Genomic DNA, 14,127 nt, shown 5'->3' on the forward strand with positions numbered 1-14,127 from the left:
GCAGACCGGCGGGGGCACTCGCCCACCGCCGGTTCCCGCGCGGTCACCAGCCGAAGCCGGCGCCCAGACCCACGGATTTCTCGTCGCCGCTGAACGCACCGCCCACGGTCACCGTCGCGCGTTCGCTGATCGCGCGCTGGTAGCCGACCGACAGCGCGCTTTCCCCGCCCTGGAAGCCGACGCCGACGCCGACCCGGTTCTGCGTCCGGATGCCTGCCGCGCTGGTGGCCATGTTGAGCATCGCCGCGCCCATCGCACCCTGCCGGTCGATCCGGCGCTCGGTGTCGTAGAAGCGGCGATCAACGTCGCCCTTGAACGTTTCGAAGCTGTCGTTCCAGGTCGCGAACTTCTGGTCGGTGTAGGCGTTCGCGGTGGCCACCGCCTGCGTGGCGGTGGTGTCGGCGTAGGCCTTGGCCTCGGAGACCCCGGCGTTGACCTGGCCGACGTTGGCGGCATCGGTCGCGGCGGTGCCAGCCGCCACGTTGGCGATCTGCCGCTCGTTGCCGGCGCTGCCCACCGATACCGTGTTCGCGCGGTCGGCGACCGAGCCCTGGCCCAGCGCGACCGCGCCTTCCGCGGTGACCGATGCGCCCTGCCCCAGCGCGGTGCCCGACGCGGCGCTCACGCTCGCCCCCTCGCCGACGGCCACCGCATTCGTCGCCTCGGCGGTGATCGTCGTGTTCGCGCCGACCGCCGTGCTGCCGTCCGCGTACACCTTGGCGTTGCCGCCGAGCGCGGTGTCGTTGGGCCCGTGCGCGTAGGCATCGCCGCCGACCGCCACGCCGTTCTGGCCGCCCGTCTGCGCACCGTCGCCGACCGCGACGCCGTTGCTGCCGTCGGCGATCGATGCCGGCGTGTCGCCGCCGACCGCGACGCGGTCGTTGGTGCCGGTGTTCGAATCGATGATGTCCTCGACGTTCCCGACGCGCGTCTTGAGGTTGCTGATCTCGATGTCGAGTGCGGCGAACGTCGCACCGATGTTGCCGTACTCGGTCCCCTGGATCGTGTAGCTCGGCGCGGCCAGCGTGCCGAACGCGGTCACTGATGCGCCGCCACCGAGGATATCGGCGGTCGAGGCCAACGCCTCGTGGAGCTGGCTGCCGTTGATCGCCTGCGTGCTGGTCGCCGAGACCTCGCCCTCGGCGAGGTTGGCGATCACCGTGCCGTCTTCAGACAGGGTGATCGAGCCGCGACTCTCGTCGTCGAAGGTCACCGCATTCGCGGTCACGTCCTCGATGTCGCCGATGCGCCCGTCAAGCGCATCGACGCGACCCTCCACGACATCGACGCGTGCGTTGGTCTCGAACAGCTGGCTGCCGTTGACCGCTTCGGTGCTGTCGGCACTGATCTCGCCGGCCGCGACATTCCCGATCACCGTACCGTCGACACCGGCCAGGGTCACCCGCGACTTGCTGTCATCGTCGTAGACCAGTGCGTTCTCGGCGAGATCCCCCACGCTGTCGGCCACCGTGTTGAGCTGTGCCAGGTTCACCGCATCGGTGTCCTCGGTACCGGCCGCGACGTTGGTGATCTGACGCTGCCTGGCCTCGTGCGTGACGCCGTACTCGTCCGTCCAGTCCGCCGATGCGCCGACCGACACGGTGCCCGCGCGGTCGGCCTGCGAGCCGGCACCGAGCGCCACGCTGCCCTCGGCCGCAGCGTTAGCGTTGGCACCCAGGGCGAGGCCCCCGGTCGCGTCGGCGTTCACGCTCGCGCGCGAGCCCAGCGCGACGCCGTCGTCCGCGAGGCCCAGCGAGCCGCGGCCGATCGCGACGGCATTGGTGCCGTCGGCGAGCGAGATCGCACCGACCGCGATCGCCTGGTCGGCGGTGCTGAGCGCGCCACGCCCCACGGCGATGGCATTGACGCCCTCGGCCCAGGTGTCCATGCCCAGCGCGGTCGCCCCCGAGCCCGCGGCCCAGGCGCCGTAGCCGAACGCCGACGCGTTCGTCGCCGTCGCCCATGCCGAGGTGCCGAACGCGGTGGCGCCGTCGGCAGTCGCCCACGCATAGGCGCCGGCAGCGGTCGCATCACCTCCGCTGGCCCAAGCGTTGCTGCCGATCGCCGTGCTCCAGTCCCCGGTCGCGCGGGACTTCACGCCCCCCGCATAGCTCTCGTCGCCCAGCGCCTGCGCGCCGTTGCCCAGTGCGGTGGCGTTCTGCCCGGTCGCGAGCGCGCCCGAACCCACAGCGGTACCGCCCGCCTCGGCCTGCGTGGACACCAGGATGGGATCGCCGTTCTCGTCGAGCATCGGCGCGTTGAACGCGTCGTAGGCCTGGCCGAGACCGCCGATCGCCACGGCACCCTCGGCCGCGGCATAGCTGTTGAAGCCGATCGCGACGCTGTTCGCAGCGGACGCCTGGGCGCCGCTGCCGAACGCCGACGCGCCGACACCGGCCGCATAGGTCGTCGAACCGACTGCGGTCGAGTAGTCGGCCTCGGCGATCGCGTTCGAGCCCGACGCGGTCGCGTCCTCGCCCTCGGCAACGGCCTCGCCGTCTCCGGTGGCCCGGAAATAACGGCCCGCGAGCAGCGCGCCGTCCGCGGCGGCGTTGAGCTGTGCCAGGTTGACCGCGTCGGTGTCCTGGGTGCCCTCGGCAACGTTCGTGATCTGGCGCTCGTTGCCTTCCGAACCGACCGACACGCTGTTCTCGCGGTCGGCGATCGAATCGGCGCCCAGCGCCACGCTGTCGACCGCAACCGCCTCGGCGAAGTTGCCCAGCGCGGTGCTGTTGGTGCCCGCCGCCCAAGCGGCGCCGCCGACCGCGGTCGAGTAGTCGCCCGAGGCCTCGGCCGGCAGCAGGCCGAGCAAGGCGCCGCCCACCGCGACGCTGTTGACGCCGGTGGCCGTCGCCGCCTGACCGACCGCGGTGCTGTAGGCGCCCGAGGCGGTGCTGTCGGAGCCGACCGCCAGGGCATTGGATCCGCTCGCGGTGCTGAAGTTGCCGACCGCCGTGCTGTTGAAACCCGAGGCCGTCGCATAGCCACCGAGTGCGGTGGCGTAGTCGTCGGAGGCTGCCGACCCGAAGCCGAAGGCCGCGGCGGTCACGCCATCGGCGACGCTCTCTGCGCCGACCGCGGTCGCACCGTCCCCCGTCGCGGCGGCATAGAAGCCCACTGCCGTCGACTCCTCGCCACCGGCTTCGGCCAGCGAACCGGACGCCAGGCTGCCGTCGCCGCTCGCGACCGCGCCCGCACCAGTGGCGGTCGCCAGTTCGCCCGACGCCAGGCTCTCGGCGCCCACCGCGACCGCGTATTCGCCCGAGGCCTCGGCCAGGGCACCGGCCGCCAGCGCGTTGCTGGCGCTGGCGACGGCGTTGAAGCCGGCCGCGGTTGCGTTCTCGGCGAGCGCGAATGCGCCGCTGCCGAACGCCGATGCGCCCTGCTCCTGCGCCTGCGCGGCCGAACCCACGGCCGTGGCGTAGTCGCCGTCGGCGGCCGCACCCGAGCCCGCCGCGACCGACTCCTCGCCGGTCACGTAGGCCTCGTCCTCGCCGGTCGCCCGGAAGTACTGGTTGTAGGCGGTCGCTTCTTCAAGCTGGTCGAGATTCACCGCGTCGGTGCCTTCGGTACCGGCCGCGACGTTGACGATCTGCCGCTCGGCGCCCGCCGAGCCGACCGACACCGTGTCGGCGCGGTCGGCCACCGCATTCGCACCCAGCGCCACGCTGTTGGCCGCCGAGGCGTCGGCCAGGAAGCCGATCGCCGTCGAATCCGCGCCGCTGGCCTCGCTGCCGCTGCCCAATGCCGACGCGCCGTCTGCGGTCGCGTAGGCCAGCGTGCCCACCGACGTCGCCTGGATCCCCGTTGCCTCGGCCAACGTGCCCACCGCGGTCGCACCGAGGTCGGTCGCCCACGCACCGTTGCCCAGCGCGGTCGACGCCACGCCGCTGGCCTCGGTCGTCTGCAGGATCAGGCCGGGGAAGCCGATCAGCAGCTCGCCGTAGTCGGCGATGCCGCCCACCGCCAGCCCGTAGTCGCCGCTCGCCACGCTGCCGTAGCCCACCGCCGTCGCGAACCCGCCGGTCGCCTCGGAGAACGCGCCCAGCGCGCTCGAACCGTCGGTCGCCGCGCTGCTGCTGTAGCCCAGCGCCGTCGACTGCGCGCCCTGCGCCGTCGCCGCCGCGCCGGTCGCGGTGCTGAACGCACCCAGCGCCTGCGCGCCCGCGCCCAGCGCCGACGCGCCGACCTCGCTGGCCGTGGTCGTTTGGTCGAGCAGGACGGTGCCTTCCTCGTCCTCGTAGTACAGCCAGCCGCCGACCGCGGTGCTCGAGTCACCCTCGGCCACGGCGTTGTAGCCCGACGCCGTCGCGTACTGCCCGCTGGCGACCGTACCGCTGCCGAACGCCGAGGACCCGACGCCCGAGGCGTAGGTCGTCGAGCCGACGGCGGTCGAATAGTCCGCCTCGGCGATCGCGTTCGAACCCGATGCAGTCGCCTCCTCGCCCTCCGCGTAGGCCTCGCCGTCGCCGGTTGCGCGGAAGTACTGGTTGTACGCCGTCGCCTCCTGCAACTGGCCCAGGTTCACCGCGTCGGTCGTCTCGGTGCCCTCGGCGACGTTCGTGATCTGGCGCTCGCTGCCTTCCGAACCGACCGAGACGCTGTCCTCGCGGTCGGCCACCGAGTTCGCACCCAGCGCCACGCTGTTGGCCGCCGAGGCGTCGGCCAGGAAGCCGATCGCCGTCGAATCCGCGCCGCTGGCATCGCTGCCGCTGCCCAGCGCCGACGCGCCGTCCGCGGTCGCGTAGGCCAGCGTGCCGACCGACGTCGCCTGGATGCCCGTCGCCTCGGCCAACGTGCCGACCGCGGTCGCACCGACGTCGGTCGCCAGCGCACCGTTGCCCAGCGCGGTCGACGCCACGCCGCTGGCCTCGGTCGTCTGCAGGATCAGGCCCGGGAAGCCGATCAGCAGGTCGCCATAGTCGGCGATGCCGCCCACTGCCAGGCCGTAGTCGCCGCTCGCCACGCTGCCGTAGCCCACGGCCGTCGCGAAGCCGCCGGTCGCCTCGGAGAACGCGCCCAGCGCGCTCGAACCGTCGGTGTCCGCGCTGCTGCTGTAGCCCAGCGCCGTCGACTGCGCGCCCTGCGCCGTCGCCGCCGCACCGGTCGCGGTGCTGAACGCACCCAGCGCCTGCGCGCCCGCGCCCAGTGCCGACGCGCCGACCTCGCTGGCCGTGGTCGTTTGGTCGAGCAGGACGGTGCCTTCTTCATCCTCGTAGTACAGCCAGCCGCCGACCGCCGTGCTCGAGTCGCCCTCGGCCACGGCGTTGTAGCCCGACGCCGTCGCGTACTGCCCGCTGGCGACCGTACCGCTGCCGAACGCCGAGGACCCGACGCCCGAGGCGTAGGTCGTCGAGCCGACGGCGGTCGAATAGTCCGCCTCGGCGATCGCGTTCGAGCCCGATGCAGTCGCGTCCTCGCCCTCGGCGTAGGCCTCGCCGTCGCCGGTCGCGCGGAAGTACTGGTTGTACGCCGTCGCCTCCTGCAGCTGGCCCAGGTTCACCGCGTCGGTCGTCTCGGTGCCCTCGGCAACATTCGTGATCTGGCGCTCGTTGCCCTCCGAACCGACCGAGACCGTGTTGTCGCGATCGGCCTCGGACCCCTGGCCGAGCGCGACGCTGCCGCTGGCGGAGGCGATCGCATCGGAGCCGAGCGCCAGGCTGTCGTCGCCCGAGGCCGTCGAGAAGTTGCCCACCGCCGTGCTGTTGTCGCCGCTGGCCCATGCGCCACCACCGATCGCGGTCGAGTAGTCGCCCGAGGCCTCGGTCGGGAAGAGATCGAACAGGCCCGCGCCACCGCCGACCGCGACGCTGTTGACGCCACTCGCGACCGAGAACGAACCGATCGCCGTCGAATCGGCGGTCGTGGCCACCGCCGCATAGCCGAGCGCGGTCGACTGGTCGCCCGCCGCCGTGGCGACCGCACCGAACGCAGCCGCCATGTCGCCACTGGCCGTGGCGCCGACGCCGACCGCGCTGCCTGCGAATCCGCTGGCCTCCGCGCTCGCACCCACGGCCGTGCCGGCCACGCCGGCGCTGGTGGCCGAAGTCTCGACCGGCTGCCCGCCGAGCGTCAGCAGCGGCTCGCCGTCCTCGTCGACGGCATTGCCGCCGATCGCCACGCTCGCCGCGCCGCCGGCCTCGGCGCCGGCACCGAACGCCGCGCTGTTCTGGCCGCTGGCCACGGCATTGAAGCCGACCGCCGTCGCGTTGTCGGCGAACGCGAACGCGCCGCTGCCGAACGCCGATGCGCCCTGGCCTGCCGCCAGCGCCGATTCGCCCGCAGCCGTCGCATAGTCGCCATCCGCATAAGCGGCGCCGTCGCTGTCCTCCCCGCCGGACGCGGCGAAGTAACGGGTGTCTCCGGTCACCGCCTCCAGCTGCCCCAGGTTCACCGCATCGGTGGCCTCGGTACCGGCCGCGACGTTGACGATCTGCCGCTCGGCGCCCGCCGAGCCGACCGACACCGTGTCGGCGCGGTCGGCCACCGTGTTCGCGCCCAGCGCGACGCTGTTGGCCGCCGAGGCGTCGGCCAGGAAGCCGATCGCCGTCGAATCCGCGCCGCTGGCCTCGCTGCCGCTGCCCAATGCCGACGCGCCGTCCGCGGTCGCGTAGGCCAGCGTGCCCACCGACGTCGCCTGGATCCCCGTTGCCTCGGCCAGCGTGCCCACCGCGGTCGCACCGAGGTCGGTCGCCAGCGCACCGTTGCCCAGCGCGGTCGACGCCACGCCGCTGGCCTCGGTCGTCTGCAGGATCAGGCCGGGGAAGCCGATCAGCAGGTCGCCGTAGTCGGCGATGCCGCCCACTGCCAGCCCGTAGTCGCCGCTCGCCACGCTGCCGTAACCCACCGCGGTCGCGAACCCGCCGGTCGCCTCGGAGAACGCGCCCAGCGCGCTCGAACCGTCGGTGTCCGCGCTGCTGCTGTAGCCCAGCGCCGTCGACTGCGCGCCCTGCGCCGTCGCCGCCGCGCCGGTCGCGGTGCTGAACGCACCCAGCGCCTGCGCGCCCGCGCCCAGCGCCGACGCGCCGACCTCGCTGGCCGTGGTCGTTTGGTCGAGCAGGACGGTGCCTTCCTCGTCCTCGTAGTACAGCCAGCCGCCGACCGCGGTGCTCGAGTCGCCCTCGGCCACGGCGTTGTAGCCCGACGCCGTCGCGTACTGGCCGCTGGCGACCGTACCGCTACCGAACGCCGAGGACCCGACGCCCGAGGCGTAGGTCGTCGAGCCGACGGCGGTCGAATAGTCCGCCTCGGCGATCGCGTTCGAGCCCGACGCGGTCGCGTCCTCGCCCTCGGCGTAGGCCTCGCCGTCGCCGGTCGCGCGGAAGTACTGGTTGTACGCCGTCGCCTCCTGCAGCTGGCCCAGGTTCACCGCGTCGGTCGTCTCGGTGCCCTCGGCGACGTTCGTGATCTGGCGCTCGCTGCCTTCCGAACCGACCGAGACGCTGTCCTCGCGGTCGGCGACCGAGTTCGCGCCCAGCGCGACGCTGTTGTCGGCCGACGCCGCGGCGCCGGTGCCGACGGCGGTCGATGCGATGCCACTGGCGGCGCTGCCGTTGCCCAGTGCCGTGGCTTCCTGCGCGCTCGCCGATGCCAGTGCGCCGACCGCGGTCGACCAGTCGCCTTCCGCCGCCGCCAGGAAGCCGAGCGCGGCCGACATGCCGCCGCTGGCGGCGCTCTCGGCCCCGATCGCGGTCGCGTATTCGCCCGACGCGTCGGTACCGTAGCCCACGGCGGTGGTCTCGAGCCCGGACGCGCTGCTGTCCGCGCCGATCGCGACGCTGCCATCGCCGCCGGCCGTCGCATCCGAGCCCGCAGCGAACGCGACGTCGCCGTCGGCGGCCGCTTCGCCCTCACCGGTGCCGGCGACATACTGGGCGGTCCCCTCCGCGACGGCGGCGACGGCATCGAGCTGCGCGCGATTGACCGCATCGGTGGCCTGCTCGCCCGCGGCCACGTTGACGATCTGGCGCTCCTCGCCTTCGGCGCCGACGGACACCGTGTTGGCGCGGGTCGCGCGCGCGTTGGCCCCCAGCGCGACGCTGTCGGCCGCGATCGCCCGCGCATTCGCACCGAGCGCGAGCGCTTGGTTGGCCGTGGCCCGCGCGGAGGCACCGAATGCCCCCGATGCGAACCCGGTGGCGACCGTCTGCGTGCCCACCGCGGTGGCGGTCATGCCGCCCGCCTGCGCCGCGCCACCGATCGCCACCGCGCCCGCCGCAGCGCTCGCATCCCCGGGCACGATGCACTCGTAGGTCACGCCTTCGACGACGCAGGGTTCCGTTCCGTCGATCGTGACCCCGGCCGCCTGGGCCCAGGCGCCCGGCATGACCGCCATCAGTGCCAGCGCCAGCAACGCCGGACGCGCGCCGCGGCCCACGACCACGGTCGTGCCGACGCCGTCGCCCGTGGCGAGTTCGGAAGCCACGACGACCTGGCCGAGCGACTTGTTCCACACCTTGCGATAGATCCGGTTCATGCGGGCTTCCCCTCGAAGTGCTTGTTGGGCTGATGGATGGGCGAAGAAAAAGCCGCGGGTCGACGGTCGACCAGGCGGCTTTGCGATGGAATTCAGGCGGGGCGGGGGCCGGCGACCCCCACACGGACACGTGGGATGACGCGGCTTTCATGAATGCGGAATGTACGCAACTTGAACCGTCCCCAAACGACCGACCGGATGCCGACTCTCGCCAGCCTGACGTCCGGCGTCAAGGGTTGCCGCATACCGACGTGCGACCGGAACGCGGGCGTCGTGGCGGGCCGGATGTGCCGAGTGCCACCAGGAGTCCTCGCCCCCCACCGGCAACCCCATGAATCCACGAGGGAAATCCTGCGCCCGGCAGGAGCGCGACGGATGCCCGGGTGCTGCAGGCGACGGGTTCGCGGTCCCGCAAACGATCAGGGGCCCGGATCGCTCCGGGCCCCTATCTGGATGGGTTTGCGCGAAAAGTGACGAATCGTGTCAGTTCAGGCCAGATGCCTGCGCGCGTTGTGGAACATCCGCAGCCATGGACTGTCGTCCGGCCAGTCTGCCGGCGCCCAGCTGAGGTTGACCGTGCGCGGCGTGCGCTCGGGATGCGGCATCAGGATCGTCGCGCGGCCATCGTCCGAGCACAGCCCGGCGATCGCGTCCTGCGAGCCGTTGGGATTGGCCGGGTAGCGGGTGGCCGGCGTGCCGTCCCCCTCGACGTAGCGCAGCGCGACGCGTGCCGATGCACGTGCGGCCGCATCGTCGAACTGCACGCGGCCTTCGCCGTGCGACACCGCGACGGGGATGCGCGAGCCCGTCATGCCCGCCAGGAACAGCGACGGCGAGTCGACGACCTCGAGCAGGCCCACGCGCGCCTCGAACTGCTCGCTGCGGTTGCGCAGCAACCGCGGCCAGTGCTGCGCGCCGGGGATGATCGCCTTGAGCTGGGACAGCATCTGGCACCCGTTGCACACGCCCAGCGCGAAGGTGTCGCCCCGCGCGAAGAACGCCGCGAACGCGTCGCGCAGCTGCGCGCGCTCGAGCACCGACGTGGCCCAGCCGCGCCCGGCACCGAGCACGTCGCCGTAGCTGAAGCCGCCGCACGCCGCCAGGCCCTGCATCGACGCCAGATCCACCCGGCCCTCGATCAGGTCGCTCATGTGCACGTCGATCGCGGCGAAACCCGCGCGGTCGAACGCGGCCGCCATCTCGATCTGGCCGTTGACGCCCTGCTCGCGCAGGATCGCCACGCGCGGCTTCGCGCCGGTGGCGACGAAGGGCGCCTGCGCCGGGTCGAAACGCAGCACCGGGCGTAGGCCCGGCGCCGCGAAGTCGCGCGCGGACGCGCGCTCCTCGTCCGCGCATTCGGGGTTGTCGCGCAGCGCCTGCATCGCATGGGTCACCGACCACCACGCGTCGAACAGCGCTTCCCACTTCCATTCGGCCAGCAGGTCCTCGCCGTCGAGCACGCGGATCGTCGCCGAGGACGTGGGCCGGGCGATGCGCTGTGCGCATTCGATCAACCCGTGGCGCTCGACGAGGTCGGCGAACTCGGCGCGGTCCCCGGACGCGATCTGCACGACCGCGCCCAGTTCCTCGGAGAACAGCGTGCGCACCGCATCGCGCTGGCGCGCATCGCCCCAGCCCTCGAGATCGATCTCCAGGCCCTGGCGCGAGCAGAACGCCATCTCGCACAGCGCGGCGAACGCGCCGCCGTCGGAGCGGTCGTGGTAGGCCAGCAGCAGGCCGGCCTCGCGCGCATCGCAGATCAGTTCGAAGAACGCCTTCAGGCGCGCCGGATCGTCGACGTCCGGACATGGACCGCCGAACGCACCGAAGCACTGCGACAGCACCGAGCCGCCGAGCCGCTGCTTGCCGGCGCCCAGGCCGATCAGCCACAGCTCGCTCGCCGGCTCGCGCGCCAGCAGCGGCGTCAGCTGCGCACGCACGTCGGGCACCGGCGCGAACGCGCTGACGATCAGCGAGACCGGCGAGACGACCTTGTGGCTCGGGGGACTCGGGGTTCGGGATTCGGGATTCGAAGAAGCGGGCGCCCCGGTCGCGGAGGCATCCGCAGCCGTTCCACCCCCGAATCCCGAATTCCCGACACCGGCTTCGACCCACTGCGTCTGCATCGACAGCGAGTCCTTGCCGACCGGGATCGACAGGTCGAGCGCGGGGCACAGTTCCATCGCGACCGCGCGGACGGCGTCGAACAGCCGCGCGTCCTCGCCGGGGTGGCCGGCGGCCGCCATCCAGTTGGCCGACAGCTTGACCCGGTGCAGCGTCTCCACCGGCGCGGCGCACAGGTTGGTGATCGCCTCGCCGACGGCCATGCGCGCAGCGGCGGCGGCATCGATCAGCGCCAGCGGCGTGCGCTCGCCGATCGCCATCGCCTCGCCGGTGAAACCGTCGAAGTCCGACAACGTGATCGCGCAGTCGGCGACCGGCAGCTGCCACGGGCCGACCATCTGGTCGCGCGCGGTCAGCCCGCCCACCGAACGGTCGCCGATCGTGACCAGGAACTGCTTGGCCGCGACGGTCGGGTGCGCGAGCACGCGCAGGCCCGCCTCGTGCAGGTCGATCGCGCGGGTGTCCACGGCCGGCCAGCGGTGCGGCGACGGGCGCGTACTGTCGCGATGCATCTTCGGCGCCTTGCCGAACAGCACGTCCATCGGCAGGTCGATTGGGTGAGGATGCGCCGCTTGCGCGGCATTGCCGCGCGGCGTGTCCGAACGCCCGGCGTGCTGCGCCGGGCCGGGCGCGTCAGCTGTGGGGAATACGCCGTAACCGACCGTCAGGTGCTCCTCGGCGGTGGCCACGCCGACGACCGCGAACGGGCAGCGCTCGCGCGCGCAGATCGCGGTGAAGTCGTCGACGCGGTCCTGCGGAATGCCCAGGACGTAGCGCTCCTGCGACTCGTTGCACCACAGTTGCATCGGCGACAGCGACGGGTCGTCGCTGGGCACGCGGTCCAGGTCGATGCGGCCGCCCACGCCCGAGTCGTGCAGCAGTTCGGGAATCGCGTTCGACAGCCCGCCGGCACCGACGTCGTGGAACCACAGGATCGGATTGCGCTCGCCGAGCGCGACGCAGCGGTCGATCACCTCCTGGCAGCGGCGCTCCATCTCCGGGTTGTCGCGCTGCACGGAGGCGAAATCCAGGTCCTCGGCGCTTTCGCCCGAGGCCACCGAACTGGCGGCGCCGCCGCCCAGGCCGATCAGCATCGCCGGACCGCCGAGCACGACGACCGCGTCGCCCGGCGACAGGCGCTTCTTCTCGACCATCGTGCGATCGATCGCGCCCAGTCCGCCGGCGAGCATGATCGGCTTGTCGTAGCCGCGCTGCAGCCCGTCCTCGCCCTCGGCCAGCTCGAAGCTGCGGAAGTAGCCCAGCAGGTTCGGCCGGCCGAACTCGTTGTTGAACGCCGCGCCGCCGAGCGGACCGTCGAGCATGATCTCCAGCGCCGGTGCCATGCGCGGGTTGAGCGCGCGCGCGCCCTCCCAGGGCTGCGGCAGCGTCGGGATGCGCAGGTGCGAAACCGTGAACCCGGTCAGGCCGGCCTTGGGCTTGCCGCCGCGGCCGGTCGCGCCTTCGTCGCGGATCTCGCCGCCCGCACCGGTGGCCGCGCCGGCAAACGGCGAGATCGCCGTCGGGTGGTTGTGGGTCTCGACCTTGATGCAGAACGCACTGCCCTGCAGCGGCTCGCTGCGGTACTCGAACAACACCGGGTCGGGCCGGAAGCGGCGCGCCGGATAGCCTTCCACCACCGCCGCGTTGTCGCTGTAGGCCGACAGCGTGTGTTCGGGCGTCTGGGCGTGGGTGTGGCGGATCATGCGGAACAGCGACTGCGGCTGCGCCTCGCCGTCGATGCTCCACGTGGCGTTGAAGATCTTGTGGCGGCAGTGCTCGGAATTGGCCTGCGCGAACATCATCAGCTCGACGTCCGACGGCGCACGTCCGAGCGCGCCGAAGCGCTCGCGCAGGTAGTCGATCTCGTCGTCGGCCAGCGCCAGGCCCAGCCGCGCATTCGCGGCCTCGAGGCCGTCGAGCGGGATGCGCTCAAGCGAACCACGCGCCGGCTCGGCGAACAACGCCTGCGCCGCGTCGACGTCGTCGAGCAGCGACTGGGTCATCGGATCGTGCAGCAGCTTGGAGACCGCGGCGCGCTCGGCCGGCGCATCGGGCCAGCCGAGCAGGTCGATGCGCAGCCCGCGCTCGACCCGGTGGACCGGCAATCCGGCGCCGCGCAACAGCTCGCCGGCCTTGCTCGCCCACGGCGAGATCGTGCCCAGCCGCGGCGAGACCGTGCGCGACACCGCGCCCGGCGCCAGCGCCGGACCGGGGCCGGCGTCGACCTGGAGCAGCCGTCGCAGCGTGGCGTCGTCGGGCGTGTGCCCGGGCTCGGCCTCGACGAAGTAGACGTGCCAGGCATCGGCGACGCGCAGCGCCGGCGAGACCGCTTGCAGACGCGCTTCAAGCCGCTCGCGTCGGAACGGCGACAGGGCCTGCTGGCCCTCGAGGACGATCATGTCCGGGCAAACCGTGATCCAGGGCCGCCCATTGTAGCCAATGGCCGGGCGCGCCGCCGGGTCCGGCGACGCGCGGACGGCCTCAGGGCGTGCCGGCCTCGCTGGCCAGGCGCTGCAGCGCGGCGAGCAGCTGGTCGGGCGGCATGTAGCCGGGCATCTGGGTCCCGTCCTCGGCGACGATCATCGGCGTGCCGGTCAGCCCCGCGCGCTGGCCCAGCGCGTAGTGCGCGGCCACCGGGTTGTCGCAGGCCTGCGCGTTCACGCGGCGGCCGGCCTTGGCATCGGTGAGCGCCTTGCGGCGGTCGTCGGCGCACCAGACCGACTCCATCAGCCGGAAGTCGTCGCTGCCCGGCCCCATGCGCGGGTAGGCCAGATACTCGATGGCGATGCCGCGCTTGTTGTATTCGGCGATGTCGTCGTGCAGGCGGCGGCAGTAGCCGCATTCGACGTCGGTGAACACCGAAACGGTGTACTTCGGATTGGCCGGCGCGAAGATGATGCGCTGTTCCTCCGGCACCTCCGACAGCAGCCGCTTGCGCAGCTGCGACAGGCCCGACTGGCTCAGATCGCGCTTTTCCTGCGCATCGAACAGGCTGCCCTGCATGACGTAGCGGCCGTCGTTGCTGACGTACAGCACCTGGCCGGCGACGATCACTTCCTGGAAGCCGGGCAGCGGCGCGTCGTCGATGCTCTCGATCGACACCCGCGGATTGATCGACAGGATGGCGTTGCGCGCGCTCGCGGCCGGCGTACCCGGCGGCGGAGGCGGCGCCTCCGCGGCCGTGGCAGCAGGCGGCTGCGGCGACGCGGCGGTCGCGTCGGGCGCGCTCGTGCCCTGGGCACAGGCGGACAGGCTGAAGGCGCTGAACAGGGCGAACACGTATCGCTTCATCGCATCGGGCTACCGCGGACGGAGGAACTCCGGGACCGGCGATTCTGGCACGAAGCGGGGACCGGGGATCGACCCGGGGGCCTTGCGATCGCATTGGTGTTCACGGGCAGAATGGCGAACGGGGCATCCGGGTGCCCGGCGCCGCAGGGGGCAGGCGCCGTGTCGATCACGATGCCCGCAGCCGCCCCCACCCGGCGCCTGCGGCGCCGACCCCCCCCCCCCGCAAGCGGAGGAGG

The 14,127-nt window shown here is 72.7% G+C and carries 3 protein-coding genes; all 3 read right to left on the reverse strand.

Annotated elements, in window-relative coordinates:
- Positions 1 to 43: 43 nt before the first annotated feature.
- Positions 44 to 8,476, reverse strand: coding sequence for an ESPR-type extended signal peptide-containing protein (locus WQ56_RS02295; RefSeq protein ID WP_047135454.1), 8,433 nt, complete (start codon positions 8,474 to 8,476; stop codon positions 44 to 46).
- Positions 8,477 to 8,964: 488 nt separating this feature from the next.
- Positions 8,965 to 12,999, reverse strand: a complete 4,035-nt coding sequence (gene purL / locus WQ56_RS02300) for a phosphoribosylformylglycinamidine synthase (protein WP_047135455.1) — start codon at positions 12,997 to 12,999, stop codon at positions 8,965 to 8,967.
- Between the two features lie 82 nt (positions 13,000 to 13,081).
- Entirely contained in the window at positions 13,082 to 13,891 is an 810-nt protein-coding gene (locus tag WQ56_RS02305; RefSeq protein ID WP_047135456.1) for a DsbC family protein, read from the reverse strand.
- Between the last annotated feature and the right edge of the window lie 236 nt (positions 13,892 to 14,127).

Source organism: Luteimonas sp. FCS-9 (assembly GCF_001014645.1).
GTDB lineage: Bacteria > Pseudomonadota > Gammaproteobacteria > Xanthomonadales > Xanthomonadaceae > Luteimonas.

Excerpts from the sequence above, each read along its gene's own strand:
- WQ56_RS02295 (WP_047135454.1), bottom strand. The coding sequence starts at position 8,476 with ATGAACCGGATCTATCGCAAGGTGTGGAACAAGTCGCTCGGCCAGGTC.
- purL (WP_047135455.1), bottom strand. The coding sequence starts at position 12,999 with ATGATCGTCCTCGAGGGCCAGCAGGCCCTGTCGCCGTTCCGACGCGAG.
- WQ56_RS02305 (WP_047135456.1), bottom strand. The coding sequence starts at position 13,891 with ATGAAGCGATACGTGTTCGCCCTGTTCAGCGCCTTCAGCCTGTCCGCC.